This window comes from Amycolatopsis sp. PSD-21, from assembly GCF_055561455.1.
Window position 1 is genome coordinate 4,465,006 of the sequence record NZ_CM145712.1, and the last position, 24,479, is coordinate 4,489,484.

Consider the following 24,479-nt stretch of genomic DNA (forward strand, 5'->3'; position numbering starts at 1 on the left):
TCCGCCGGTGGAGAGTCTGTTCTTGACCCGGGTGCTGGACGCGCTGCGCTCGGGAGGCGACGAGGTGCTGTTCGTCCAGGACGGTGTGGAGATCGGCTACGCGAAGGCGTTCGACCTGGTGCGCCGGATGTACGCGGGACTGCCCGAGGGCGGGGTGGTCGCCATCGACGCCGGCAACCGGCCCGAAACCGTTCTCCTGCAGATCGCCGCACAGCTGCGCGGCGCGACGGTGCTGCTCGTCGCCGCGTCGGCGAGTTCGCCGGATCGCGTCGCCGCGGTCGAGGCGGCCGGGGTCACGACCCTGGTGACCGAGCGGCCGTCGGACTGGCCCGCACGCGTGATCACGCTCGACGAACTGACGGACCGCGATGGGACCGACCCGGCCGGACTGCCGGAGTCGGTCACCGTGGTCTTCCCCACCGGAGGCACGACCGGAACGCCGAAACTCATCCGGCACAGCGGGATCTACGACGGGATGGCGCATATCTTCGCGCCGGATCCGGCGGGTCCGGGCCGCACGCTGCTGATCGCGCCGATGACGCATATGACCGGCAACGCCACCGTGCTGGGAGCGATCCTGCGACGGGAGAGTGTCGTGCTGCTGCGGGGCTTCGACGCGGGCACCGTGCTGGACGCGATCGCGGAACACCGGATCACCGCGTTGTCCCTCACGCCCGCGCGCCTGGCCGAAGTGCTCGACCACCCGGCCATGGTGTCGACCGACGTCGGCAGTGTGCGGCAGCTTTCGCTGGGTGCCGCCCCGCTACCGCCGAGGCGGCTGGCTCAGGCGCTCGAGGTGTTCGGGCCCGTGGTCGGGCAGGGCTACGGGCTCACCGAGGCGCCGATGATCGCGAGCATCTCCGCGGCGGAACTCGACGGCAGGCCGGAGCGGCTCGAGTCCGTTGGCCGGATCGTGCCGGGGATGGAGGCCAGGATCGACGACGGGGAGGTCCTGGTGCGCGGACTGTCCATGATGGTCGGGTACCACGGGGCGGCGCCGATCGGGGACGGCTGGCTGCGGACCGGTGATCTCGGGCGGTTCGACGACGAGGGGTACCTCTACCTGCTGGACCGGGCGAACGACGTCATCATCACCGGCGAGCACGGCACCAAGGTGTACTCGACCGTGGTCGAGAACGCGCTCGCGCGGCATCCGCTGATCCGTGCCGCTGCCGTGTTCGGTGTGCCGGGCGACGGTGGCGAGGGCGAGCGGGTCCACGCCGTGGTGGTCGCCTCGGGAGCGCTGTCGGCCGAAGAAGTCCGGGCACATGCCAGGGAGTTCTTCGGCCGGGAGCATTTCGTACCGTCCGATGTGGACTTCGCCGAGGCGCTGCCGCTGACGGCGATCGGCAAGGTGGACAAGCGGGCGCTCCGGGAGCCGTTCTGGGCCGGGCACCGCCGCCGCATCGCCTGACCGATCCGCGCCTTGACCTCCAGCCGAGTGGAGGTCGCACGATGGGCTCATGAAACTGGGTGTGATCCTCCCGGCAGGCGACCTCCGCGTCTCCGCCCGGCAGGCCGAGGACGCGGGCCTCGACAGTGTGTTCCTCGGCGATCACCTGATGACCGGCCGTCCATCGCTGGACAGCACGGTCGGGCTGGGGGTCGCCGCCGCGGTCACGACCCGGATCCGGATCGGGCTCAGCGTGTTCGTCCCGGCGATGCGGCCCTTGGCGTGGGCGGCCAAGCAGATCGCCACGCTGCAGAAGGTGTCGGGCGAACGGCTGATCCTCGGCATCGGCTCGGGCGGGGGAGAAGCCCAGTTCGCCGCGGCAGGGGTGCCGTATGGCGAACGTGGCCCGCGCACCGACCAGGCGCTCCGTTTGCTGCCGGATCTGCTGGCGGGCAATGAGGTGCGGATCGGCGACGCCGTCGTCGAATTGGCACCGGCGGTGGCGGTCCCGCCGATCTGGGTCGGAAATCGGGGCAGGCTCGTGCTCCAGCGCGTCGCGGAGCACGGCACCGGGTGGTTCCCGTCGCTCCTGCCGCCGGACGCCGTCGCCGACGGACGGCGGCGGCTGACGGATCTCGGCGTCGCGAACCCGGTGATCGCGGTCGGCGCCACCGGCGCACTGGGGGAAGGCGCGGATCTGCCGACAGCGGCGGATCTGGCGACAGGGATCAACGAGGCCTACGGGATGTCGCTCGACCAGGCGCTCTCCTTGCCCCTGACCGGTTCCGCCGAGACCGTCGCCGAGCGGCTGGCGGCGTACCGGGAGGCAGGAGCGGCCCACATCGTCGTCGGGCTGGCGGGCCCGCGCTGGGCCGAACAGGTGCGTGCACTCGGTCGGGTGAGAGCGCTGCTGGGCCCGTAAACCGGTGCTACGGTCCGCCTGATCAGGCATTTCCGCTGAGGAAGGACCCGGTCATGACCGCCGCGCACACCGAACACGCCGGCCACACGCACGCTCACGGCGAAGGATGCGGCCACGTCGCCGTACCCCACGGAGACCACGTCGACTACGTGCACGACGGGCACCTGCACCGTGCTCACGACGGGCATTTCGACGAGTGCGAGACCGGCGACCACATCCCGCACCAGGGGCACGACCACGCGCACGGCGAGGGTTGCGGTCATGTCGCGGTGCCGCACGGTGACCACGTCGACTACCTGCACGACGGCCACCGCCACGCCGCGCACGGGGACCACTACGACGACCACTGACCCTCGTCCTCGTGAGTGGTAAGGACGGTTCTAACCGTCCTTACCACTCACGAGACTCGACCCCTCCGGTACCGGTGTTCCCTGTCCGAGCACATGAAGGGCGCCGGGCCTGGCCACGGCCCTGGTGCGCATGTCGCGAAAGCCACTTTCGAGACGTCTGGTGTCCCGAAAGTGGCTTTCGCGACACCGACGGGTTAGAACCGTCCTTACCGCTCACGAGGCGTACTGCTCAGTGGACGTGCATCGCTTCCCACTCCGGGAACGGATCCGCCCCGGCCGGACCGGCGGCCAGGCACGACCGCAGCGAGTCCAGCAGAGCGTCCTTCTCCAGCCCCACGCCGATGAACACCAGTTCCTGCCGCGGCGCCTCCTCGACACCCTGCGGTTCGAACCGGGCGACCGAACCCGCCTGAGACCACAGCCCGGTCACCCCGGGCCGCGACGCCAGCGAGAAGAACCCCTTCGACCGCAGGACCGTCCCGAACTCCCCGGTGTCGAGCCGCCCGACGAAGTCCCATAGCCGCTCCGGGTCGAAAGGGAGCGAGGCTCGGAAGACGACGCTGGAGATCCCGTACTCCTCGGTCTCCGGAACATGGTCGCCGTTGAGCTCCGCCACCCAGCCAGGTGCCTCCTGCGCCCGCTCGATGTCGTAGCGCCCGGTGCCGAGCACCCGGTCGAGCGGGACCCGGCCGTGCGTCGAGACGACGACGTCGGCGGCCGGGTTGAGCCGCCGCAGCACCGCCGTCAGCCGGTCGAGGGAGACGGCCGGGACCAGGTCCGCCTTGTTCAGCAGGAGGACGTCCGCGAATTCGATCTGGTCCATCAGCAGGTCGCTGACCGTCCGCTCGTCCCCGTCGTACTGGTCGAGCCCGCGTTCGGCCAGCGCGTCCCCGGCCGCCAGTTCCCGCTCGAAGTTCACCGCGTCGACCACGGTCACCATGGTGTCGAGCCGTGCGGCGTCCAGGAACGAGAACGTCGCCGCCACGGGCATCGGCTCGGAGATGCCGCTCGATTCGATGAGCAGGTAGTCGAACCGGCCGTCCTCGCACAGCCGCGAGACCTCTTCCAGCAGGTCGTCGCGCAAGGTGCAGCAGATACAGCCGTTGGTCATCTCGACGAGCCGTTCCTCGGTGCGGGACAGGCTGTTCCCGTCCCGCACCAGCGCGGCGTCGATGTTGACCTCGCTCATGTCGTTCACGATCACCGCCACCCGCAGCCCGTCGCGGTTGGCGAGGACGTGGTTGAGCACGGTCGTCTTACCCGCCCCGAGGAAACCGGACAGCACCGTGACCGGCGTCGTCATTCCCCACCCTGATGAAAATGCTTCATCAGCTTGCGCGGCACGAGTTTCGTCTCGCCGTTCACCTTGATCGGCACCAGATCCGGTACGGCCGCCTTCCACTGCGAACGCCGGGACCGGGTGTTGCTGCGCGACATCTTCCGCTTCGGGACGGCCATTACTTCGACCCTCCGCGGCGTCCGTAGCGGCGGTGGAACTTCTCGACCTGGCCCGCGCTGTCCATGATCCGCTGGTTGCCGGTCCAGAACGGGTGCGACCACGAGCTGATCTCGACGTTCACCAGCGGATAGGTGTTGCCGTCGCTCCATTCGATGGTCTGCTCCGAGGTGGCGGTGGAGCGTGTCAGGAAGGCGTCCCCGGTGGAGAGGTCCTTGAACACCACCGGGTGGTAGTCGGGGTGGATTCCCGGTTTCACTGCGTTTCGTCCTTTCGGTTCGACGCGTTCACGTCGTGCTTCTCAGGGTCGATTTCCGTGTCCTCGCACGGTTCTTCGTGCCACTCGCCGAACGGATCCGGGTACCGGAGCCATTCCTGCTCACCGGCGGCGAGTTCCTCCTCGGTCAGCAGCGCCCCGTTCAATGCGGCTTCGATCTCGTCCGGGGTGGCCTGATCCGTGACGACGACCAGTTCCTGCGCGCGGTCGCCGAACAGCGGGTCCCAGCGCAGGGAGGCGAGGGTGCGGCGTTCGGGGGAGACGTCGGCCCAGTCCGGACCGTCCGGGGCGGCGAGCCACGGCCCGGCGTGCCCGACGCCGAGACCGCCGCCCGCGGACTCGATCCACAGCGCCATGTCGGGCTGGCTCGCCACCCAGAGCCGCCCCCGGGTGCGGACGACACCGTCGAGCAGGACGTCGATCGCGTCGTGAAGGCGTTCCGGGTGGAACGGGCGCTGCGAGGTGAAGGTGAGCAGCCCGATGCCGCAGTCGGTGTGCAACGGCGGCTGGCCCCGCAGCAGCGGCCCGTGCATGTCGGTGACCTCACCGCGCCGGGCGTCGGACGGGACGGCGTCGAGCACGGTCTCCCCGTCCACAGTGGACAGCTCGACGCGCGGGATCGACGGTGCGACGCGGTCGAGCACGGCCGAAGCCTTCGCCGCGGACCACGCGTCGGTCGCCACGCCGGCGAGGACGAGCAGGTCGGCGAATTCGACCTGGGACAGCGCGACCTGGGCGACGGTGCGCTCGTCCTCGGGGCTGGCCCGCAGGTTCCGCTCGGCCAGGGTGTCGTCACCGGTGCTGTCGGCCAGCCAGCCCGCGCAGTCGACGACCGTCAGCACGGCCCGCAGGTCGACGTCCTCGATCACCGGCCGCTCGCCGACGAGGACGTTGTGCAGCGCCCAGCTCACCGGCTCGGGCTCCATCGCCTCGTCGAGCCGCACCACGATGCGCCGCACCTGAGGCATCTGCGAAAGCTTGCGCAGCAGCGGCAGCAGGTCTTCGCGCAACGTGCACGAGACGCAGCCGTGCGCCAGTTCGAGGACGGTCAGCTGGTCGCGGTCGCCGAGCCGGATCCGCCGCCTGACCACTCCGGAGTGGATCTGCCTCAGGTCGTGGTGCACGACGGCGGTACCCGGCTCGGCGAGGCGCAGCCGCTCGGCGAGGTCGGCGTTCGGTCCCGGTGCGAGGCCACTGATCAGGACGAGGGGCACGCGGGGGTTGTCGGTCACTGAAGCTCCGGGGCGTCGAGGGCGTTCTGGTTCGGCTGTGTAGAGTAAATGAAAACGACAACCGATATCAACTTGGGAGGGTGTATGTCCGCCGTGTGCCAGGTCACCGGCCGCAAACCGGGTTACGGGAAGCAGGTGTCGCATTCGCATCGGCGCACGTCCCGGCGCTGGGAGCCGAACCTGCAGGCCAAGCGGTACTTCGTGCCGAGCGAAGGGCGCTGGGTCCGCCTGCGGGTCTCGGTGAAGGGCATGAAGACCATCGACAAGCGGGGGATCGAGGCAGTCGTGGCCGAGCTCCGCGCGAAAGGGGTGAAGCTCTGATGGCCAAGAGCACCGACATCCGGCCGATCATCAAGCTCCGCTCGACCGCGGGCACCGGCTACACCTACGTCACCAAGAAGAACCGCCGGAACGACCCGGACCGCATGGTGCTGCGCAAGTACGACCCGATCGCGCGCAAGCACGTCGAGTTCAAGGAGGAGCGCTGATGGCCAAGAAGTCGAAGATCGCCAAGAACGAGCAGCGCAAGGTGATCGCCGCCCGCTACGTCGAACGACGGCGTGAGCTGAAGGCCACTATCGCCTCGCCCTCCGCGTCGCCCGAGGAGAAGGCCGCGGCCGTGTCGGCCCTGCAGGCGATGCCGCGCGATGCCAGCGCGACCCGGATCCGCAATCGCGACACCGCCGACGGCCGCCCGCGTGGCTACCTGCGGAAGTTCGGGCTGTCGCGCGTCCGGATGCGGCAGATGGCGCACAACGGCGAACTGCCCGGCGTCACGAAGTCGAGCTGGTGAGCGCGATGGGCAAGGCAGGCCGCGACCGTCCCTTCAAGCGCAAGACGAACATCTTGCACGCCAACAAGATCACCGAGGTCGACTGGAAGGACGTCGACCTGCTGCGGAAGTTCATCTCCGACCGCGGCAAGATCCGTGCCCGCCGGGTCACCGGGCTGACGCCCCAGCAGCAGAAACAGGTCGCCACGGCGATCAAGAACGCCCGCGAGATGGCGTTGCTGCCCTACCCCAACGCGGGGCGCTGACGCCACCGGTCCGGGCGGTGCGACTCGCCGCCCGGACCGCGGCCCTGTGGAAGAATCGAGTCCATGACGGAGAACCCCGGACAGGCCGAGGAATTCGATCCCGAACTGCTGGAGTTGTGGGCCAAGGTGTTCGGCTTCGCGCGCTCGGGCGCCACGGCCGAGATCGCCGCGTACGTCGACGCCGGCATTTCGGCGAACCTGACCAACGACCGGGGTGACACGCTGGTCATGCTCGCCGCCTACCACGGACACGCCGAGACCGTCGCCGCGCTGATCGAACGCGGCGCCGATCCGAACCGCCAGAACGACCGGGGACAGAGCCCGCTGGCCGGCGCGGTGTTCAAGAACGAGCCCGAGGTCGTGAAGGCGCTCCTGAAGGGCGGCGCGGACGCGACGGCGGGGGAGCCGTCGGCGATCGACGCGGCCAGGATGTTCGGCAACACCGAACTGCTGGCACTGCTGGAGAGCTGAGGCGGTTCTCACTCGGATCGCGGTCCGGGGCGCTGAATCCTTACACTGCCCCGCATGGATGACCCGCATTACCTCTCCGGCCTCGACCTGGCAGGCCGTCGTGTCGTGATGATCGGTGGCGGGACGGTCGCCCAGCGCCGCCTGCCGCGGTTGATCGGTGCCGGCGCGCGGGTCGAACTGATCTCGCCGCACACCACGCCGTCGGTGAGCGCCATGGCCGACGCGGGCGAGATCGTCTGGCACGAGCGCCGCTACACCGAGGGCGACCTCGCCGACGCCTGGTACGCGCTGGCGTGCACGAACGATCCCGAGGTCAACGCCGCGGTCTGCGCCGAAGCCGAGCGCGCGCGGGTGTTCTGCGTCCGCGCCGACGACGGGGATCTCGGCAGCGCGGTCACCCCGGCCTCGGGCAGGCACGGAGGGCTGCTGGTCGGCGTGCTCTCCGGCGGCGAGCCGCTGCGGTCGGCCACCGTCCGGGACAGCATCCTCGACGGACTCCGCGCCGGTACCGTCGCCGACGGCCGCGTCCCGGACGTCCACGGCGACCTCCCGGGGGTCGCCCTCGTGGGCGGTGGCCCCGGGGATCCGGAACTGATCACCGTGCGCGGGCGCCGTCTCCTCGCCAGGGCCGACGTCGTCGTCGCCGACCGGCTGGCCCCGCGCGAACTGCTCGACGAACTCGCGCCCCACGTCGAGATCGTCGACGCCGCGAAGATCCCGTACGGCCGCGCCGCCAGCCAGGACGTGATCAACTCCACCCTGATCGAGCGGGCCAAGGCCGGCAAGTTCGTCGTGCGGCTCAAGGGCGGCGACCCGTACCTCTTCGGCCGCGGCTTCGAAGAAGTCCTCGCCTGCGCCGAAGCGGGCATCCCGGTGACGATGGTCCCCGGGATCACCAGCGCGTTCTCCGTCCCCGCCGCGGCGGACGTCCCGGTGACCCATCGCGGCGTCGCGCACGAGGTCGTCGTGGTCTCCGGGCACGTCGCACCGGACGACGAGAAATCGCTGGTGGACTGGGATCTGCTGGCGAAGATGCGCGGCACCATCGTGTTGATGATGGGCGTCGAGCGACTCCCGCTATTCGCCAAGGCGCTCCAGTCGGGGCGGCCCGGCGACACGCCGGTGGCGATCGTCGAGGACGGCACCATGCGCACGCAGCGGGTGCTCCGCTCCACTTTGGACAAGGTGGTCGAGGACGCGGCGGCGGCCGGGGTGCGGCCGCCCGCGGTGATCGTCTTCGGCCCGGTGGCGGGGCTGGCTCAGCCCTCGTAACCGGGGTCCGAGACGTAGAACCAGTCGGTCCCGTCGTCGCCGGGGGTGTCGAGGTGCCCGGCGCGGACCAGCCCGGCCCGCAGCGCCACCCGCTGTGACGCGACGTTCTCCGGCCGGACGCGCGCGATCACGAGGTCGTCCGGCCGGTGGGCGCGGGCCCAGTCCACCGCCGCGGTGGCGGCCTCACTGGCGTATCCGGCACCCCAGGACGAGGGAAAGAAGCGATAGAAGAGGTTCAGCACCGGGCGCCGCCGGAAGCCGACGATCTTCACCCCGCAGAAGCCCAGCGGTTCCGCCGAGTCGTGCCGCCGGACCGTCCAGTACCCGAAGCCGTACCGGTTCCACTGGTGTGACCAGCGGAGCAGGAGCAACTCCGCCTCTTTCCGCGTCTCCACCAGGTCCGAGGGGTTGTGCGCGCAGGCCGCGGGATCGGTGTGGAGCGCGAAGATCGCGTCGAGGTCCGCGGGACCCGGGCGGCGCAGGAGCAGCCGCCCGGTCCGCAGTTCCTCCGCGTCGCGGACCGGCGCCGGGTCAGCGGTCATGACAGCGTGTGGAGAAGTCCGCGATGGCCTCGGTCAGCCGGGTCGGGTCGAAGCGCAACTCGACCGGGCTGCGGGCCTGGACGAACTCGGCCGCCGGCATGTCCGCGGCCAGCGTGTCGGCGTCGCCGAAGGGGTGGATCGGATCGCGCTCGTGCCCGATGACCAGCGCCGGTGTCTCGATCTTGCGCCGGATCGACTTGGGCGGCGCGATCCGGCCGAAGAGCACCCCGTGCAGGAGTGCGGCCATCGGCGCGGGTTCCTGGGACAGCGTGTCGGTGACGACGTCGACCCACTGGTTGCCGTGCGGCACGAGCTTCGCCGCCAGCGCCACGCCCTGCACGGTCACCGGCAGGAACCGGGCGGCCATGAGCAGCGGCGCGAACGTGATCAGCCCCGCGACGATCGCGTTGTCCAGCACGGGCATCTCGACGACCAGGCCCAGCGCGCGCTCGGGGGCGGCGACGCCCACTTCGAGCGCGACGTTGGCACCGAGTGACGTCCCGCCGACGACGGCCGCGTCGATCTCCAGGTGGTCGAGCAGCGCGACGGTCTGCTCGGCGAACGCGGGCATCGAGTACAGCCAGGATTCGGTGGGCCGGTCCGAATCGCCGTGCCCGAGCAGGTCGAGGGTCACCACGCGGAAACCGGCGCGCGCCAGCCTGCGGGCGAGCGGGGCGTGCATCCGCCTCGTCAGCATGATGCCGTGGGTGAGGACGACCACCCGGTCACCGGAGCCGAACTCGGTGTAGGCGAGCCGGTGACCCTCATGGGTGAAGGATCCCGACAGTTCGATCGGCCGGGAAGATCGTTCGCGCCCGCGCGCGGTGCTCGGAGCGGGCAGGTCGGCGACCGCGGTGGCGCTGCTGGCCGGGCTCATGTCCCACCGTCCCTTCGTCGATCGTCGGTACTCACCGGTAGTACTCGTCGGTATTAGGAAAGCATCTCCGGGGCGGCCAGGCACAGTGGCCGTTGGCAGCCTGTCAATCACATGAGTCAAGATGACCTCATGACCGCTACAGCTGACAGTCTTCCCGATCTCGTTTCGCTCAAGGTGGAGATCGACGGGCACGTCGCCGAAGTGACGCTGCTCGGTCCGTCCAAGGGCAACGCGATGGGCCCCGATTTCTGGCGTGAGCTGCCGATCGTCTTCCGGGCGCTCGACGCGGACCCGCAGGTCAGGGCGGTCGTGCTGACCGGGAGCGGCAAGCACTTCTCCTACGGGCTCGATCTGCCGGCCATGATGCCCAGCTGGGGCGAAATGCTCGGCGGCGACGCCCTCGCGGGTCCGCGGACGAAGTTCCTCGACGAGGTCAAGACCCTCCAGGCGAGCGTGTCCTCGATCGCGGAATGCCGCAAACCGGTCATCGCGGCCATTTCCGGCTGGTGCATCGGTGGTGGCGTCGACGTGATCGCGGCCGCGGACATCCGCCTGGCGAGCGCCGACGCGAAGTTCAGCGTGCGCGAGGTCAAGGTCGCGATCGTGGCCGACCTCGGCAGCCTGCAGCGGCTCGCGCCGATCATCGGCGAGGGGCATCTGCGCGAACTGGCCCTCACCGGCAAGGACATCGACGCCGCCCGCGCGGAGAAGATCGGCCTGGTCAACGACGTCCACCCGGATCAGGACACCCTGCTGGCCGAAGCCCGCAAACTGGCGGCGGAGATCGCCACGAACCCGCCCCTGGTCGTGCAGGGGACCAAGAACGTGCTCTCGGCCAACACCGAACGCCAGGTCGCGGACGGCCTGCGTTACGTGTCGGCGTGGAACGCGGCGTTCCTGCCCAGCAAGGACCTCGGCGAGGCCGTGCAGGCCTTCCTCGAGCGGCGCGCGCCCGAGTTCAAGGGAGAGTAGAAAGAACCGGCGGCCCTATCGGCGGACCAGGAGGACGATCGTGAGCGCTTCGGAGGCATACCGCACGTTCCGCGAGGCACGGGACTACCTGTTAGCCCATCGCGAGGACTACGAAACCGCCTATCGCGACTTCACCTGGCCCCGGCCCGCCGAGTTCAACTGGGCGCTGGACTGGTTCGACGTCGTCGCGGCCGACCCGGCCAACCAGGACCGGTACGCGCTGTGGATCGTCGAAGAGGACGGCATCGAGAACCGCTGGACCTATCCGGAGATGGCGCGGCGGTCCAATCAGGTCGCGAACTGGCTGCGCTCGCTCGGCGTGGCAAGGGGCGACCGGCTGATCCTGATGCTCGGCAACCAGGGTGAGCTGTGGCAGACGATCCTCGCCGCGATCAAACTGGGCGCCGTCATCATCCCGGCCTCGACCCTGCTCGGCCCGGCGGATCTCACCGACCGGGTCGAGCGGGGCGCGGCGAAACACGTCGTGATCCGGTCCGTCGACGCGCACAAGTTCGAGAACGTCGAAGGCGACTACACCCGCATCGCCGTCGGGGAGCCGGTCGAGGGCTGGCGGTCCTTTGTGGACGCCTACGAGGAACCGGACACCTTCACCCCCGATGGCCCGACGGCGGCGGAAGACCCGCTTCTGCTGTACTTCACCTCGGGGACCACCGCGAAGCCGAAACTGGTGCAGCACACGCAGGTCTCGTACCCGGTCGGCCATCTGTCCACAATGTACTGGATCGGCCTCGAACCGGGCGACGTCCACCTCAACATCTCCTCGCCCGGCTGGGCGAAACACGCGTGGAGCAACGTCTTCGCGCCGTGGAACGCCGAGGCGACCGTGTTCCTGTACAACTACGCGCGGTTCGACGCGGTCTCCTTGATGGCGCAGATGGACCGGTGCGGTATCACCAGCTTCTGCGCCCCGCCGACGGTGTGGCGGATGCTCATCCAAGCGGATCTGACCGTGCTGAAGACGCCGCCGCGCAAGGTGGTCGGCGCGGGCGAGCCGCTCAACCCCGAAGTGATCGACCAGGTCGAAAAGGCTTGGGGCGTCACGATTCGCGACGGTTTCGGGCAGACGGAGAGCAGCGTCCAGATCGCCAACACACCCGGGCAGGACGTCGTGCCGGGGTCGATGGGCCGCCCGTTGCCGGGCTTCACCGTGGCGCTCGTGGACCCCGTCACCGGCGAACGGGCGCAGGAGGGCGAGATCTGTCTCGACCTCGAAAAGCGACCCGTCGGGCTGATGGCCGGGTACGCCGACGACGAGGAACGTTCGGCCGCGGCCTTCGCGAACGGCTTCTACCACACCGGTGACGTCGGATCGATCGACGAACGCGGCTACATCACCTACGTGGGCCGCACGGACGACGTCTTCAAGGCCTCGGACTACCGGATCTCGCCGTTCGAACTGGAAAGTGTCCTGCTCGAACACGAGGCGGTCGCCGAAGCGGCCGTCGTCCCCGCGCCCGACCCGATCCGGCTCGCGGTACCGAAGGCGTATGTCGTCCTGACGAACGGACACGAACCGACAGCCGACACCGCGGTGTCCATCCTGGCTTTCTGCCGTGAACATTTGGCTCCGTACAAGCGAATTCGCCGCCTGGAGTTCACCGAACTACCGAAGACGATCTCCGGCAAGATCCGGCGCGTCGAACTTCGCGGCCGCGAGAACGAGGCCGACGGCCGTCCGGCGGGGGAGTTCCGCGAGGAGGACTTCCCGCAGCTGAAGGGCTGACCGGCCCGAACTCCGAACTCGCGTGCTTGAACACGTAACTCGCGTGTTTGAAGGCGTAACTCGCCCAGCCGGTGAGTTACGCCTCCAAGCACGCGAGTTACGTCTCCAGACACGCGAGTTACGCCTCCGGACACGCGTGACGGACGGGGCCGTGTGGGTCGAACGACCCACAGCGCGGTAACCGGAACCGCGTTAGCATCCTCGGCAGTGAATCGTTGACAACCCGTGGGGGTCACGGGTCTCACCTTCCCTGCTTGAAAGGTGTTCCTGTCATGCGCATTCGTTTCCTCCTGCCGATGCTCGCCCTGGTGGCCGGGCTCGGTACCGCGGTGGCCGCTCCGGCCGCCGCCGATCCTGGCCCGGTGACGGCGGGCGAAGTGTCCGTCGCCGACGCCTGTTACTCCTGGGGGCGCACGTTGTCCCAGGGCGCGTCCGGTGAGGACGTCCGGCAACTGCAGATCCGCGTCGCCGGCTACCCCGGTTACGGGGGCGTGCTCGCCATCGACGGCCAGTTCGGCGCGGGCACCAAGGCCGCGGTCACCCGCTTCCAGCAGGCGTACGGGCTGGCCGCGGACGGCATCGCCGGATCTGCCACGTTCAGCAAGCTCTACGCGTTGCAGGACGACGACTGCACGCCGGTCAACTTCACCTACGCCGAACTGAACCGGTGCAACTCCGACTGGTCCGGCGGCAACGTCTCAGCGGCGACGGCGAAGGCCAACGCACTGGTCTCGATGTGGAAGCTGCAGGCGATGCGGCACGCCATGGGCGACCGGCCGATCGACGTCAACGGCGGCTTCCGCAGCGTCTCCTGCAACAACGCCGTCGGCGGGGCGACCAACAGCCGTCACCTCTACGGCGACGCGGTCGACCTCGGGGCGGGCTCGCAGGGCTTCTGCGGGCTGGCCAGGCAGGCCCGCAACCACGGGTTCAGTGAGATCCTCGGCCCGGGCTACCCCGGCCACAACGATCACACCCACGTGGCACACCGGTCGACGCGGTTCTGGTCGGCGTCCTCCTGCGGGATCTGAGTCACTCCCAGCGCCACAACGACGGCGGCCGTCCTCCCTTGGGGAGGGCGGCCGCGTGTTCGGTGGTGCGCCGCAGACCGGGGACCCGCTCCATGGTCCGGCCGAGGTTGGCCGGATAGGGGCGGTCCCCGGTCAGCGCTTCGGTGACGTCCAGCGCCTGCGCCGTCGTGAAGATCCGCCCCAGCAGCCCGGCGGTGAAGGCGACGTCCCGCCACAGCCGTTCGGCCAGCATCGGACGGCAGTCCGCCACGATCCGGTCGTGGTCGAACGCCAGCGGCGGGACCTCGTCCAGCGGAGCCCATACCACCTTCCCCGGCTCGTCGAGCGCGGGATCCACCGTGGCCCACAAGGCGATGGAGAGCGTGGGGCCGCGGGGATCACGGTTCGGCTCGTCGAAGGTGGCGAGCTGTCCCGTGGCCGAGACGGCGTCGGGCGAGAGGCCGAGCTTCCCGACCACCGCCCGGTGCGCCGCCTCCCTCAGCCGCTCCCCGAGCCCGAGCAACACCCCTGGCAAGGCGAGTTCACCCGCGAACGGCTCGGCGGCTCGCGGCGCGATTCCCAGCAATACTTTCCTGGTGCCGGGCGCGAACCGCACCACGAGCACGTCAACGGACACCGGCGTCGACTCGATCACGCGTTGATTGTCGACCTTGCCTCCGTGACCCGGTAACCGGCCCTGTCCGGGCTGTACCCGGCGACGGCCACCGGAAGCCGCTCGGCGAACCACGCCAGCGGATCCGGCAGTTCGACGGCGGGGGAGCCCTCACGGGGCACGACCTTCAGCCCGGTCGCGTCGAGATGGGTCACCGCGAGCGCGTCCACCCCGTCGCAGGCCGCGATCGCGTAGTCGAGCAGGGCCGCGTCGAGATGACCGGCCCGCCACGCGCCCTGGAACTCGCCGGTTTCGTTGTGTGCCTCAGGAAAGCGGGCGAGCACGGCGGCGGACTCGGTCGGCAGTGGTCCCGCGCCGTGCCGGGTGAGGTACGTCCGCGTGACACCCAGGACGGCGTGCGGGCGCCCGGCCAGCAGCGCGCGAGCGTTGTGCGGCGTGGTGGTGGACCAGGTCGTATGCGGGTGGAATCCGTGGTGCTGGTCGAGGAGAGCCCCCTGCGCTCCCTCGAAGACCAGCCGTCCGGAATCCGCCAGCCGTCCCGTTTCGTCCCCGTCGGTGATCCGCACCGCGTCCGCGAAATCGCGGTACAGCGCCACCAGTTCGTCCACGCCGTGCGGTGGCGTGGCGAGCGGAGCGTAGAACCGTGCGAGCGCGTCCAGCTTGCGTCGCAACACCGAAGGGTCGGCGCAGTCGGCGACCGTGGGCGCTTCCCCCGGCGTCCCGATGACCTCCTGGTTTTCCACCACCTCGCCCGGCACGGCCCCCGGCAGCAGCGAATACCAGACGGTCTCGCCGATGCCCTTGCCGCACGAGCCGTGCCGGTTCGCGCCCCGGGCCTCCTCCCGCGCCCGGTTGGCGTGGATGTGGAACGGCGTCGTGAGCAGAGCCCGGCCGTCCACGCTCAGCAGCGAGAGCGGATTCCGGACGCCGACCGCTTCGAGCCGCCGCGCCTCCGCGGCCAGCGCGAACGGCTCGACCAGCACGAACCGTGAGAGGTGGGTGGGCACGCCGGCGAACGTGCCCGCCCCGAACTGGCTGAACGTGTGGTGCCGCCCGTCCACGACGACGTTGTGCGCGGCCTGCGCGCCGCCGTTGAAGCGGACCACGGCGGTGGTGGGCCGGGCGGCGCAGAGCGCGTCGACCACCGCGCCCTTGCCTTCGTCGCCGAAGCCGAGCCCGACCACCACCACGTGTCCGTCAAGGAGACTCATCGCAGCACCACGTCGCTCGGCCCACCCGGCTCCGGCACGGCCGAGGTGACGACCGATTTGGTGCCCAGCTTCGCCAGCGCCTTGCCGACCGCCTTGCTTTCGGCGACCGAGCCGACGTCCGCGAGATCGGCGAGCGCCCGGTCGACGTCGACGACCCGCTCCTCCAGCCCGATGGTGGCCGCGATCAGTTCGCACACCGCGCCGGGATCGTCGAGCTTCAGGAAGTTCTGGCCGAGCAGATCGCTCCAGTGCTCGCCGATCTGCGGGTCGTTGTAGTACGAAGACTGGTTCGGCAGCACGAAGTAGACGTGCCACTTGCGGGCCAGCTCCCGGTACACCGAGGCCGGGTCGATGTCCTCCCGCACGTCGTCCCCGATCACGCGGCGGATGTGGCGCGCCTCCAGCGCCGGCTTGTTCAGCTCGTCGCCGATGATGAACAGGTAGCCCTTGCGGCCGCGGTTCTGCCACGCGTCGGTCACGACGTGCCGGGCCATGAAGTACGCGGCCAGTTCGTAGGACTCGCTCTTCTGCCCGCCGCCACCGCCTTCGAGGAAGATCGTGCGCAGCTGCTCGTCCATCCGGTTGTCCGATTCGAACTGCCCGACCTGCAAGGGAACCCGGTCGCTGTCGGCGTCGCCGATCGCGCCGAACATCACCTGCGGGTCGGCCAGGTACCCCCGGCGCTTCAGCAGGCCGTGCAGCTTGCCGAGCTTGCCCTGCATGACCCGCGGCACCCGGCGCATCGAGCCGGTGACGTCGAACAGCACCGCGATCGGCGTCGAATCGGTGTGGTCGGCCGAATCCCGGCATTCCCGGACCGCGTTCAGCGGGTCGAGCGCCGGTGCGACCTTCCAGTCTTTCGCGGGCTTGGAGCGGAGATCGGCGGTGTAGCCGAAGTCGTCCTCGCCCTTGGCCTTCCGGAAGGTCTTCGCGGCGGCGTAGGCGTTGTCGTCCCAGTGTCCGTGTCCCATGGTCAGGCTCCTGTCTCGGGGATGGTGAAGGGTCGGAAGGTGCGGGGGCCGTAGAGGTCGTCGAGCAGCGCGTCGTATTCGTCGAGCAGATCGGCGGCGTCGGGCCGTTGCGCCGGAGCTTCCTGCGTGCACCAGGTCGCGAACTCGCGTTGGCGGGTTTCTTCCCGTGCAAGGAGTTCCAGCATCATGCGGTGGAGCATGTGAACGTCGGTGGCGGTGGTCACCGGAAGTCCTTTGTGGACTTCCGGTGGGTAGTGGATGGACTTGTCCGCCGCCAGCGGGAGCACACCGTCCTCGACGGCGAAGGACCAGCCGACGACGACGATGCCGTGCTGTCCCGGATGGACGAGCACGTTGTCCGCGGTGAGGTGGCCGTGGACGACACCCGCCCGGTGCGCGCCCGCCACGGCACGCAGGAGGCGGCGATGCATCCACGCGTAGTCGCGGCCGTCGAGCCCGCTGGGAAAGGCCTTCCCGATATCGGCGAGGGTGACGAACCCGTCGACGAGCGGATCGAGGACGCTGAACGCTCGGTCGCCCCTGGCCACCGGACCCGAGGTGTCCAGCAGTCGCGGGTAGTAGGGGCGCAGCCATCGGTGCCGTTCGGTGAAGCCGTCGAGCTTGCGCAGCGCCGCCCACTCGGCGTGGATCAGCGGGTTGAGCGCCGGGTCGCGGACGAGTTTCACCAGATGCGGCCCGGTCGTCCGGTAGGTCGTCGCGACACTGCCCACCGCGTGCGGCGCGGTGAGGGTGTACGCCGACGTCGCCGTGGTGACCGTCTGGCGCCGGGAGCGTTTCCAGTCGTCGTGGAGGCGGTTGAGGGTGGCGGCGGCGCGGTGGGCGCGCTCGTCGCCGGGGTTGCGGTCGGGGTGGAGAACGGCCGCCAGTTCGCGGTAGCGATGGCGCGCGAACAGAGCGGCCGCGTCGACCGTGTTCTCGATCATCGTCACGGCGTCTTCCCTGGTGAGCATAGTTTGAGTCTAGACGACTCTTACCTAGGTTCGCAAGGGGGTGGGTACAAATCCCGTGCCGTGCCGCCACGTCGGCGAATAGCCTGGAACGGCCGAACGAAAGGACTTTCTTGTCGGGTGAACCGCGGAGTTCCAAGATGCCCGCCCGGACGCTGCTGGCCGGGATCCCGCTCGTCTTCCTGTTGTGGGTGACCGGGGGAGCCCTCGCCGACCGTGTCCGCGAACTGGATACCGGGCAGGACGTCACGGTCACCGGCGTCTCCGGATGCGTCGAGGACGGCCCGCCGATGAGCGGCCGGTTTCCCTATTGCACGGCCAAGTGGCGGTTCGACGACGGGCGCACCGGTCACGGGAGGATCGACGGCGAAAGAGTCGAGAAAGGCGACCGGATCTTCGCCGTCGACGGATTCGCCTACTCGTCGAGGTCCAATCGGGTCTTGAGTCTGTGGATGGTCGTGCTGTGCGGCCTGGTCTTGCTGGGCATGCTGATCGGACTCGGTGTCCTGTACCGGATGGACCGGAGCCGGCGGCGTCGCGAGCGGTGACGCCGCCGGGTGTTCTCAGCTCCGGGTGGCTTCGATCTGGCGCTCGTCCTCGGTCGAGCAGCTCGTCACCGGGTCGTTCGGCCCGCTCCCGCAGGTCCAGGGGCCGACCACCACGGGGCCGGGCCCCTGCGGTGACGCCGCCTCGGCCGGCGTCAGCTTGGCGAAGTACTCCGTGAGCACCTGCGTCGCTTCGGCGCACTCGGCCTTGCCGCGGACGACGACCTTGTTCTTCGCGCCCTGGAATCCGGTGACCTCGCCACAGGGCGTACCGGCCAGGACCTGATCGGCCGCGGGGGCGGGAGAGGGCGGCGGCGCGGCGGCGGGAGTGGGGTCCGCGCCGCAGCCGCTCAGCAGGACGACGGCGAACGCGGCGGGGAGCACGGCGAGGCTCTTCATGGGCCCTTCTTCTCGAGGATGGTTCATTCGGTTCATTCCACGGGGACGACGGCGGCGAACACGTTCTGATCGCCCTTGCTGCAACTGGTTCCGCCCTGCGCGGCGGGAGCGCCGGAGACGCACAGCCAGCCGTCCACGGTCTCGCTGACCGGTTCGTCCGAGCCCGCGGACTGCCGTCCGGCGATCGTCTTGTGGAACGAACCGACGATCCCGGTCGCGTCCGCGCACGAGACCCCGGGGCCGTTGAGCACCTGCAGGGTCAGCCCGCTGGCCGCGGTGACCGTCCCGCACGAACCCTGAACCGGTTCAGCGGGTTTCGGCTGGGAGGTGGGAACCGGTGCGGCGGACCGGCTCGGCGCGGTCTGCGACGGGATCGGCGGCACCGGCACGCTGGACACCGCGGTGGGAAGCGAGGGCGGCGAGGCCGACATCAAGGTGACAGGCGGTGGCGGATCTTCGCCCGAACAGGCGGCGAGCGTTCCGACGGCGGCACAGACGGCGCAGGCCGCGAACAGGCGCCGCCACGTTCCCATGGTGGTCGAGACGGGCAAGGCGATCCTTTCGTCGGCCGGTCGTGGCCGGCCCATTCTCACCCGGCCGGGCCCGATCCCGTGGCATTGAGCCACGTTCGATTCGCGGGAGGCTATCGCGCCCCCGCCGCCGTGCTTCGCGAGGACCGCTCGGCGACTGTCCATTGTGGACGATTAACATGCCGTTCACAGCGCGACAACATCCTGCTGTCGTTGCGAACCGATCGGACGAATCCGGCGTGGAGCCGTTAACGCGCGGCCTCGTTCTGCCGAAAACAAAGGTAGCGCTCCGGCGTGTCCCAGTCCCCGTCACCGAAACCGTGAGAGCGATGAAGACCGACGAACAGACCGACCCCGCGTCATCCCAGGCCGCCGCACCGGCGAGCACGGAACTGCCACCGACGGCACCGTGCACCGTCGTCTGGTGTGGCGGCCGCCCGTACGTCCTCGAAACCTCCGCCGGCCACAACCGCTGGATGGGCACCGATCACCGGGGCAGGCCCGTGGCGCTGACCAGCGCGGACCTGCAACGCCGCGGCTGGACCCACACCCGGGCCAGCTGACGCGGGAGGACCTGCCGCCGCTGGCTAGGCTGAGCGGGTGAGTACGCCCCCCGAACCGAGCGTGACCAGCGAAGAGCCTTCCCTGCTGCGGCAGGCCCTGAATGTTCCCAACATGCTTTCGATCCTCCGGCTCGCCGGGGTGCCGGTCTTCCTGTGGCTGCTCCTCGGCCCGAAGGAGGACGGCTGGGCGCTCGCGCTGCTCGTGTTCAGCGCGCTCACCGACTGGCTCGACGGCAAACTCGCCCGCTGGCTCAACCAGATGTCCCGGCTCGGCCAGCTGCTCGACCCCGCCGCCGACCGGCTCTACATCCTCGCCACCCTCATCGCCTTCCTGATCCGCGACATCATCCCGTGGTGGCTGGTGGTCCCGCTGGTCGTCCGCGAGGCCGTCCTCGGCGTCTGCGTGCTGCTGCTGCGGCACCGCGGGTTCGCCCCGCCGGAGGTCACCTACATCGGCAAGGGCGCCACGTTCGTGCTGATGTACGCGTTCCCGTTCCTGCTGCTCACCCAGGGCGGTTCCGACATCGCCGCGATCGCCCGCCCGATCGGCTACGCCTTCACGGCGTGGGGCGCGGTGCTGTACGTCTATTCGGGCGTGCTGTACGTCGTCCAGACGGCACGGGCGCTGCGAACGGCCGATCCCGCCGAGTTGCGGGAGGCGCCGGGCGCGTGACCCGGCGGGATGCGAAACTGCGCGCGTCGGTTTCGAGCGAGGGCAAGAAAGGGGAGCGGCGTTGTCCACTCCAGAAGAACTGCGGTACACCGAGGAACACGAGTGGGTCTCCGTGCGCGACGGAGGGCTCGTGCGCGTGGGCATCACGGAGTACGCCCAGGACCAGCTCGGTGACGTGGTGTTCGTCGAACTGCCCGAGGTCGGCAAGCAGGTCGGTGCGGGCGACGCGTTCGGCGAGGTCGAGTCGACCAAGAGTGTTTCGGAGCTGTTCGCCCCGCTCGACGGCGAGGTGGTCGCGGTCAACGACGCGGTGACCGAGTCACCCGAGCTGATCAACAGCGACCCCTACGGCGAAGGCTGGCTGATCGAGCTCCGGCTCGACGACGCGAGCTCGGTGGAATCCCTGCTGGAGGCCGAGGCGTACCAGGCGCTGATCAAGGAATAGCCGCAGGCCGCGGCCCTTCGGGAAGAGTAGGGGGAGCCGCGGGCCGGAGATTCGATCAGGCACGGTACGTTTGACTCCACACGTTCTTGAGTAGTGGCAACACACATGCGTTAGGAGAGCTCAGGTGAGCACGAACGACGGGCCCGGCGTTCCCCCGGAGCAGTCTCCGGAGCGGACTTCTGTCTTCCGGGCCGACTTCCTGGCCGACGTCGAAGGCACTGAGGCTCCTCCGGCTGCCGAGGCCCCCGTCCAGGGTGTGGACGCGCTGCCCGCGGGTTCCGCGCTGCTGGTCGTCAAGCGGGGCCCGAACGCGGGTTCGCGCTTCCTGCTGGACCGCGACACCACCAGCGCGGGACGGCACCCGGACAGCGACATCTTCCTCGACGACGTCACGGTCTCCCGGCGCCACGCCGAGTTCCGCCGTGAGGGTGGCGAGTTCGTCGTCATCGACGTCGGCAGCCTCAACGGCACCTACGTCAACCGCGAGCCGGTCGACCAGGCCGTCCTCGCCGGTGGCGACGAGGTGCAGATCGGCAAGTTCCGCCTGGTCTTCCTGACCGGCCCGGGTCACGGGGGCCAGGGGGCACGGTGACGGCGGCCGGGCGGCCTGATCGGGATGCGTCGCAGCGCGATGGGTTGAGCATCGGGGCCGTGCTGGCACAGCTGCGCGGCGACTTCCCCGATGTCACCATCTCCAAGATCCGGTTCCTCGAGGCGGAGGGTCTGGTCCAGCCGGGCCGGACCCCGTCGGGGTACCGGCAGTTCGCTCCGGCGGACGTGGAGCGGTTGCGGTTCGTCCTGTCCGCCCAGCGGGATCACTACCTCCCGCTGAAGGTCATCAAGGAACAGCTGGACGCGGCGGATCAGGGCGCCGCGCCCGCCGAGCACACCGCGGCGATGCCGCGGCTGCCGCGGAAACTCGTGTCACTCGACGCCCCCGGGGAGAACGGCGGACTGCCGTCCCCGGGGGACTTCGAGACCGATCGCGAGATCAGGCTGACCGAGGAAGATCTGCTCCGCCAGGCTGGGATCGACGCCGCCACCCTGGCTGAGCTGCGGCAATACGGTCTCGTCCGCCCGGGAGCGGCGGGGTTCTTCGACCCGGACGCGGTCCTCGTGGCGAAGACCGTGAAGGCGATGACCGAATTCGGTATCGAGCCGAGACATCTGCGTGCCTTCCGGGCCGCGGCCGACCGCGAGGTGGGCCTGCTGGAGCAGATCGTGACCCCGGTGTATCGGCATCGTGACGAGGACGCCCAGGCGAGGGGCGACGAGGTCGTCCGGGAGCTGGCCGCCTTGACCGTGGCGTTGCACACGCTCTTGGTGAAGGCCGGAATACGGGCTGTCACAGGCGGTTGAACGGCTTCGGGGGACCGGGAGCCGTTGTCGGGCCACTTGTCAATGCCTGAATGTTCGGCACCCTATGCCGTACCGTGAGAGTTGGGTTTGCCACGGGCGAACCGAGAATGTCGGAGACAGCGAGCACAGCGCTCGGAAGACGGGTAGCGTCGGGACTGCCGTCGCTTGGTCGTCGAGACAAGCGTTGCAGCCCGTGCGCACGAGAGGGAGGCGAAGCCCGATGAGCGAGATGCGCGTCGTCGGCGTGCGGGTGGAGCTACCCGCGAATCAGCCGATCTTGTTGCTGCGGGAAACCGAAGGCGAGCGTTACCTGCCGATCTGGATCGGCTCGGTCGAGGCCACCGCCATCGCCTTGGAGCAGCAGGGAGTCCGCCCGGCCCGTCCGCTCACCCATGACCTGCTCAAGGAGGTCATCGGAGCGCTGGGCCGCGAGCTGGAGCAGGTCGTCATCACCGATCTGAAGGAAGGCACGTTCTTCGCGGAGCTGGTCTTCGACGGGGACATCCGGGTTTCGGCCCGCCCGAGCGATTCGGTGGCGCTGGCGCTGCGGGTCGGGGTGCCCATCCACGCCGTGGACGCGGTGCTGGAGGAAGCGGGCCTCATCATCCCCGACGAGCAGGAGGACGAGGTCGAGAAGTTCCGCGAGTTCCTCGACTCGGTCTCGCCGGAGGACTTCCGCGGCGCGGACACCTGATCCCGAGACTTGAACGAAGGGGCGGCGCCTGATGGTGCCGCCCCTTCGTCGTACGTGCGTTTAGTCCTCTGAATGCGTTCGCGAATGCTTCTTGTACTTCGGCGTGGTGCGAAGGCCGAGTTTCCTCGGCTGAGCCGAGGCAAGGGGCCCTTCACGCGCGGCCGCTGGGACTGCCCTCACGGACTTCCGCAGGACGGCCGTGGCTCAGGCGGCGGTCGCCTTGACGAACAGGTCCGCCAGCTCGCGCCCGTAGCGCTCCAGGTCCAGCTTCGGATCCGCCGCGAACTTCGCCGCGACGCCGTCGATGGCCTGCGCGATCGACAACGCCATCACGTCCGGCGCGAACTCGCCGAAAGCACCTTCCTGCTGTCCCTGCCGCAGCTGACGTTCGAGCCGGCCGGTCCGGAACTCTTCGACCAGCGGCGCCGACATGAACCAGCCCTCGGCGTCCGAGCTGCTCGAACCCATCTCGACCATGACCCGCACGAGTTCCGGGTACGAGCCGAGGAACGCGATCTCCGACTCGATGTAGCCGCGCAGCAGCCCGGCCCGGTCGGTCGTGCCCTGGATCCGCTCCTCGAGGAACTTGTCCTTCATCCCGGTCGCGGTGGTGACCACGGCCTGCATCAGGCCCGCCTTGTTGGTGAAGTGGTACGAGATGATCCGGGTGCTGGACAGCCCGGCCCGTTCCTTGATCTTCGCGAACGACGTCTTGTGGTAGCCGAGGTCGGAGATCGTCGCGATCGTCGCCCCGATGATCTGGGCCCGCCTGGCCGCCTCGGCGACCGACAGCCCCAGCTCCGCCTGGACCTCTTGCATGGCGCTCTGCGTGGAGGGAGTTACTTGCATGAGTAAAAAATAACACGCCCGAGTAAAAGTGGCAACGGTGCAGCCGAACGGGGGACTGTGCTCGACAAGCCTCAAGAAGAGCTTGAGGTGGACCGCGCGTCGCGTTGACCGGTTTGCCGGACGCGCTTACCGTCAATGGAGGTGAATCGCCAAGGTGTGATTCGGATGTCTGGGGCATTCGTCTTGACGAGGAACTCCGGTGCGGGCTCACGTGGGTCCGCGCGGCTTTGTTCGCCGGCCGCCAGGTCGGGCGAGGGGAGGCATGGCGTGGTCGAGGCTGGTAGCCCTCAAGAGCCGCTCGTTCCGGTCGCTGACGGCGAGCAGGGCGAGCTGTTCCCCGACTCTTCCCTCCCGGACGAACTCGTCGGTTACCGCGGTCCCGCCGCCTGCCAGATCGCCGGGATCACCTACCGGCAGCTCGACTACTGGGCCCGTACAAAGCTGGTCGCGCCGAGTATTCGCACTGCGCACGGCTCCGGTTCGCAGCGGCTCTACTCGTTCAAGGACATCCTCGTCCTGAAGGTCGTCAAGCGGCTGCTCGACACCGGCGTCTCCCTGCAGAACATCCGCGTCGCCGTCGACCACCTGCGCCTGCGCGGCGTCCGCGACCTCGCCAAGGTCACCCTGTTCTCCGACGGCACCACCGTCTACGAGTGCACTTCGCCCGAAGAGATCGTCGATTTACTCCAGGGTGGGCAGGGTGTCTTCGGGATCGCGGTCAGCGGCGCGATGCAGGAGATCAGTGGCACCATCCACGAGTTCCCGGCCGAGCGGGCCGACGGCGGCGTGATCGAAACGGTCACACCGGACGAGCTCACGCAGCGCCGCAACGCCCGTCGCACCGGCTGATCATGAGGCCGCGGACGCGGCAGGGTAGGCTCACTTCCGCGGTCGACGAATCCGCGCGGGAGAGACCGAGCCGATAACCGTTGAGCTCGGCGCCGAAGGAGCAAGTCCTCCCCGGAACCTCTCAGGCACCCTGGACCGCGCGGAAGAGACGCCTCTGGAAAGTGGTTCGCCAGGTCACAGCCTGGCGGCCCCGCCGACGGTGCAAGCCCGGCTCAACACTCGGGCGAAACTCT

33 protein-coding genes and 1 riboswitch are annotated in these 24,479 nt (G+C 69.4%); of the genes, 20 read left to right on the forward strand and 13 right to left on the reverse strand.

Annotated elements, in window-relative coordinates:
- Window positions 1-7 precede the first annotated feature (7 nt).
- The 3 genes from ACZ1DY_RS20965 to ACZ1DY_RS20975 are packed head-to-tail and all read left to right on the forward strand — an operon-like array spanning window position 8 to window position 2,665.
- Window positions 8-1,414: a class I adenylate-forming enzyme family protein gene (locus ACZ1DY_RS20965; RefSeq protein ID WP_465485459.1), complete on the forward strand. Its 1,407-nt coding sequence runs from the start codon at window positions 8-10 to the stop codon at window positions 1,412-1,414.
- 49 nt (window positions 1,415-1,463) lie between these two features.
- The gene (locus tag ACZ1DY_RS20970; protein ID WP_465485460.1) at window positions 1,464-2,315 is read left to right on the forward strand and encodes an LLM class flavin-dependent oxidoreductase; all 852 of its coding nucleotides are present in this window, start codon (window positions 1,464-1,466) and stop codon (window positions 2,313-2,315) included.
- A 53-nt stretch (window positions 2,316-2,368) separates the two neighbouring features.
- Window positions 2,369-2,665: a hypothetical protein gene (locus ACZ1DY_RS20975; protein ID WP_125794207.1), complete on the forward strand. Its 297-nt coding sequence runs from the start codon at window positions 2,369-2,371 to the stop codon at window positions 2,663-2,665.
- A gap of 229 nt (window positions 2,666-2,894) precedes the next feature.
- Here ACZ1DY_RS20975 and ACZ1DY_RS20980 read toward each other — a convergent pair whose 3' ends face one another.
- The 4 genes from ACZ1DY_RS20980 to mrf are packed head-to-tail and all read right to left on the reverse strand — an operon-like array spanning window position 2,895 to window position 5,630.
- On the reverse strand, window positions 2,895-3,968 hold the full coding sequence (locus ACZ1DY_RS20980) for a GTP-binding protein (protein ID WP_465485461.1): 1,074 nt from the start codon (window positions 3,966-3,968) through the stop codon (window positions 2,895-2,897).
- Window positions 3,965-4,123, reverse strand: coding sequence for a 50S ribosomal protein L32 (gene rpmF, locus ACZ1DY_RS20985; protein ID WP_005149940.1), 159 nt, complete (start codon window positions 4,121-4,123; stop codon window positions 3,965-3,967). Before rpmF ends, ACZ1DY_RS20980 begins: the two co-directional genes overlap by 4 nt.
- Window positions 4,123-4,380, reverse strand: coding sequence for a type B 50S ribosomal protein L31 (locus ACZ1DY_RS20990; protein WP_034306403.1), 258 nt, complete (start codon window positions 4,378-4,380; stop codon window positions 4,123-4,125). Before ACZ1DY_RS20990 ends, rpmF begins: the two co-directional genes overlap by 1 nt.
- On the reverse strand, window positions 4,377-5,630 hold the full coding sequence (mrf, locus tag ACZ1DY_RS20995) for a ribosome hibernation factor-recruiting GTPase MRF (protein ID WP_465485462.1): 1,254 nt from the start codon (window positions 5,628-5,630) through the stop codon (window positions 4,377-4,379). Before mrf ends, ACZ1DY_RS20990 begins: the two co-directional genes overlap by 4 nt.
- A gap of 84 nt (window positions 5,631-5,714) precedes the next feature.
- Here mrf and rpmB point away from each other — a divergent pair, with 84 nt between their 5' ends.
- The 6 genes from rpmB to cobA all read left to right on the forward strand — a co-directional run bounded on the left by rpmB (window position 5,715) and on the right by cobA (window position 8,411).
- Window positions 5,715-5,951, forward strand: a complete 237-nt coding sequence (gene rpmB, locus ACZ1DY_RS21000; protein ID WP_005149951.1) for a 50S ribosomal protein L28 — start codon at window positions 5,715-5,717, stop codon at window positions 5,949-5,951.
- Complete coding sequence (rpmG, locus tag ACZ1DY_RS21005) at window positions 5,951-6,118, forward strand: 50S ribosomal protein L33 (RefSeq protein WP_016334057.1); 168 nt, start codon at window positions 5,951-5,953, stop codon at window positions 6,116-6,118. Before rpmB ends, rpmG begins: the two co-directional genes overlap by 1 nt.
- Window positions 6,118-6,423: a 30S ribosomal protein S14 gene (gene rpsN / locus ACZ1DY_RS21010; RefSeq protein ID WP_034306410.1), complete on the forward strand. Its 306-nt coding sequence runs from the start codon at window positions 6,118-6,120 to the stop codon at window positions 6,421-6,423. The genes rpmG and rpsN overlap by 1 nt, the downstream gene beginning before the upstream one ends.
- Window positions 6,420-6,668 (forward strand): 30S ribosomal protein S18, encoded by a 249-nt coding sequence (gene rpsR / locus ACZ1DY_RS21015; protein ID WP_126732084.1) that lies wholly within the window; start codon window positions 6,420-6,422, stop codon window positions 6,666-6,668. The genes rpsN and rpsR overlap by 4 nt, the downstream gene beginning before the upstream one ends.
- A gap of 63 nt (window positions 6,669-6,731) precedes the next feature.
- Window positions 6,732-7,139: an ankyrin repeat domain-containing protein gene (locus tag ACZ1DY_RS21020; RefSeq protein ID WP_126732083.1), complete on the forward strand. Its 408-nt coding sequence runs from the start codon at window positions 6,732-6,734 to the stop codon at window positions 7,137-7,139.
- 54 nt (window positions 7,140-7,193) lie between these two features.
- Window positions 7,194-8,411 carry a uroporphyrinogen-III C-methyltransferase gene (gene cobA, locus ACZ1DY_RS21025; protein ID WP_465485463.1) on the forward strand — a complete coding sequence of 406 codons (1,218 nt, stop codon included), beginning with the start codon at window positions 7,194-7,196 and terminating at the stop codon, window positions 8,409-8,411.
- Here the strand turns inward: cobA and ACZ1DY_RS21030 are convergent.
- Both ACZ1DY_RS21030 and ACZ1DY_RS21035 read right to left on the reverse strand, forming a co-directional pair.
- A complete protein-coding gene (locus ACZ1DY_RS21030) occupies window positions 8,399-8,953 on the reverse strand; it encodes a GNAT family N-acetyltransferase (protein ID WP_465485464.1) in 555 nt (184 codons plus the stop codon). The genes cobA and ACZ1DY_RS21030 overlap by 13 nt on opposite strands.
- Window positions 8,943-9,830 carry an alpha/beta fold hydrolase gene (locus ACZ1DY_RS21035; RefSeq protein WP_465485465.1) on the reverse strand — a complete coding sequence of 296 codons (888 nt, stop codon included), beginning with the start codon at window positions 9,828-9,830 and terminating at the stop codon, window positions 8,943-8,945. The genes ACZ1DY_RS21030 and ACZ1DY_RS21035 overlap by 11 nt, the downstream gene beginning before the upstream one ends.
- A 129-nt stretch (window positions 9,831-9,959) precedes the next feature.
- On the opposite strand from ACZ1DY_RS21035, the gene ACZ1DY_RS21040 reads away from it, so the two are divergent.
- From ACZ1DY_RS21040 to ACZ1DY_RS21050, 3 genes are all read left to right on the forward strand, one after another.
- Window positions 9,960-10,802 (forward strand): crotonase/enoyl-CoA hydratase family protein, encoded by an 843-nt coding sequence (locus ACZ1DY_RS21040; RefSeq protein ID WP_465485466.1) that lies wholly within the window; start codon window positions 9,960-9,962, stop codon window positions 10,800-10,802.
- Window positions 10,803-10,842: 40 nt separating this feature from the next.
- On the forward strand, window positions 10,843-12,546 hold the full coding sequence (locus tag ACZ1DY_RS21045; protein WP_465485467.1) for an AMP-binding protein: 1,704 nt from the start codon (window positions 10,843-10,845) through the stop codon (window positions 12,544-12,546).
- Between the two features lie 272 nt (window positions 12,547-12,818).
- On the forward strand, window positions 12,819-13,577 hold the full coding sequence (locus ACZ1DY_RS21050) for a D-Ala-D-Ala carboxypeptidase family metallohydrolase (protein ID WP_465485468.1): 759 nt from the start codon (window positions 12,819-12,821) through the stop codon (window positions 13,575-13,577).
- A gap of 1 nt (window position 13,578) precedes the next feature.
- Here the strand turns inward: ACZ1DY_RS21050 and ACZ1DY_RS21055 are convergent, their stop codons facing one another.
- The 4 genes from ACZ1DY_RS21055 to ACZ1DY_RS21070 are packed head-to-tail and all read right to left on the reverse strand — an operon-like array spanning window position 13,579 to window position 17,343.
- Window positions 13,579-14,211 (reverse strand): NUDIX domain-containing protein, encoded by a 633-nt coding sequence (locus ACZ1DY_RS21055; RefSeq protein WP_465485469.1) that lies wholly within the window; start codon window positions 14,209-14,211, stop codon window positions 13,579-13,581.
- The gene (locus ACZ1DY_RS21060) at window positions 14,208-15,401 is read right to left on the reverse strand and encodes an adenylosuccinate synthetase (protein WP_465485470.1); all 1,194 of its coding nucleotides are present in this window, start codon (window positions 15,399-15,401) and stop codon (window positions 14,208-14,210) included. Before ACZ1DY_RS21060 ends, ACZ1DY_RS21055 begins: the two co-directional genes overlap by 4 nt.
- Complete coding sequence (locus tag ACZ1DY_RS21065) at window positions 15,398-16,372, reverse strand: hypothetical protein (protein WP_126732075.1); 975 nt, start codon at window positions 16,370-16,372, stop codon at window positions 15,398-15,400. Before ACZ1DY_RS21065 ends, ACZ1DY_RS21060 begins: the two co-directional genes overlap by 4 nt.
- A 2-nt stretch (window positions 16,373-16,374) precedes the next feature.
- Window positions 16,375-17,343 carry an adenylate cyclase gene (locus ACZ1DY_RS21070; RefSeq protein ID WP_465485471.1) on the reverse strand — a complete coding sequence of 323 codons (969 nt, stop codon included), beginning with the start codon at window positions 17,341-17,343 and terminating at the stop codon, window positions 16,375-16,377.
- 137 nt (window positions 17,344-17,480) lie between these two features.
- On the opposite strand from ACZ1DY_RS21070, the gene ACZ1DY_RS21075 reads away from it, so the two are divergent.
- Window positions 17,481-17,888, forward strand: coding sequence for a hypothetical protein (locus ACZ1DY_RS21075; RefSeq protein ID WP_465485472.1), 408 nt, complete (start codon window positions 17,481-17,483; stop codon window positions 17,886-17,888).
- Window positions 17,889-17,903: 15 nt separating this feature from the next.
- On the opposite strand, the gene ACZ1DY_RS21080 is transcribed toward ACZ1DY_RS21075, so the two are convergent.
- Window positions 17,904-18,284 carry a hypothetical protein gene (locus ACZ1DY_RS21080; RefSeq protein ID WP_465485473.1) on the reverse strand — a complete coding sequence of 127 codons (381 nt, stop codon included), beginning with the start codon at window positions 18,282-18,284 and terminating at the stop codon, window positions 17,904-17,906.
- Between the two features lie 32 nt (window positions 18,285-18,316).
- Complete coding sequence (locus ACZ1DY_RS21085; RefSeq protein WP_257487074.1) at window positions 18,317-18,835, reverse strand: hypothetical protein; 519 nt, start codon at window positions 18,833-18,835, stop codon at window positions 18,317-18,319.
- A gap of 308 nt (window positions 18,836-19,143) precedes the next feature.
- On the opposite strand from ACZ1DY_RS21085, the gene ACZ1DY_RS21090 reads away from it, so the two are divergent.
- From ACZ1DY_RS21090 to ACZ1DY_RS21115, 6 genes are all read left to right on the forward strand, one after another.
- The gene (locus ACZ1DY_RS21090; protein ID WP_465485474.1) at window positions 19,144-19,377 is read left to right on the forward strand and encodes a hypothetical protein; all 234 of its coding nucleotides are present in this window, start codon (window positions 19,144-19,146) and stop codon (window positions 19,375-19,377) included.
- 37 nt (window positions 19,378-19,414) lie between these two features.
- On the forward strand, window positions 19,415-20,050 hold the full coding sequence (locus ACZ1DY_RS21095) for a CDP-alcohol phosphatidyltransferase family protein (RefSeq protein WP_371878850.1): 636 nt from the start codon (window positions 19,415-19,417) through the stop codon (window positions 20,048-20,050).
- Between the two features lie 61 nt (window positions 20,051-20,111).
- The gene (gene gcvH / locus ACZ1DY_RS21100) at window positions 20,112-20,495 is read left to right on the forward strand and encodes a glycine cleavage system protein GcvH (protein ID WP_192744476.1); all 384 of its coding nucleotides are present in this window, start codon (window positions 20,112-20,114) and stop codon (window positions 20,493-20,495) included.
- A gap of 124 nt (window positions 20,496-20,619) precedes the next feature.
- Entirely contained in the window at window positions 20,620-21,087 is a 468-nt protein-coding gene (garA, locus tag ACZ1DY_RS21105) for a glycogen accumulation regulator GarA (RefSeq protein ID WP_005150023.1), read from the forward strand.
- The gene (gene ftsR, locus ACZ1DY_RS21110; protein ID WP_465485475.1) at window positions 21,084-21,854 is read left to right on the forward strand and encodes a transcriptional regulator FtsR; all 771 of its coding nucleotides are present in this window, start codon (window positions 21,084-21,086) and stop codon (window positions 21,852-21,854) included. Before garA ends, ftsR begins: the two co-directional genes overlap by 4 nt.
- A 220-nt stretch (window positions 21,855-22,074) precedes the next feature.
- A complete protein-coding gene (locus tag ACZ1DY_RS21115) occupies window positions 22,075-22,548 on the forward strand; it encodes a bifunctional nuclease family protein (protein ID WP_005150031.1) in 474 nt (157 codons plus the stop codon).
- Window positions 22,549-22,752: 204 nt separating this feature from the next.
- Here the strand turns inward: ACZ1DY_RS21115 and ACZ1DY_RS21120 are convergent, their stop codons facing one another.
- On the reverse strand, window positions 22,753-23,367 hold the full coding sequence (locus ACZ1DY_RS21120) for a TetR/AcrR family transcriptional regulator (RefSeq protein WP_465485694.1): 615 nt from the start codon (window positions 23,365-23,367) through the stop codon (window positions 22,753-22,755).
- 297 nt (window positions 23,368-23,664) lie between these two features.
- On the opposite strand from ACZ1DY_RS21120, the gene ACZ1DY_RS21125 reads away from it, so the two are divergent.
- Window positions 23,665-24,246, forward strand: coding sequence for a MerR family transcriptional regulator (locus ACZ1DY_RS21125; RefSeq protein ID WP_005150040.1), 582 nt, complete (start codon window positions 23,665-23,667; stop codon window positions 24,244-24,246).
- 46 nt (window positions 24,247-24,292) lie between these two features.
- Window positions 24,293-24,394, forward strand: a riboswitch (glycine riboswitch).
- Window positions 24,395-24,479 lie beyond the last annotated feature (85 nt).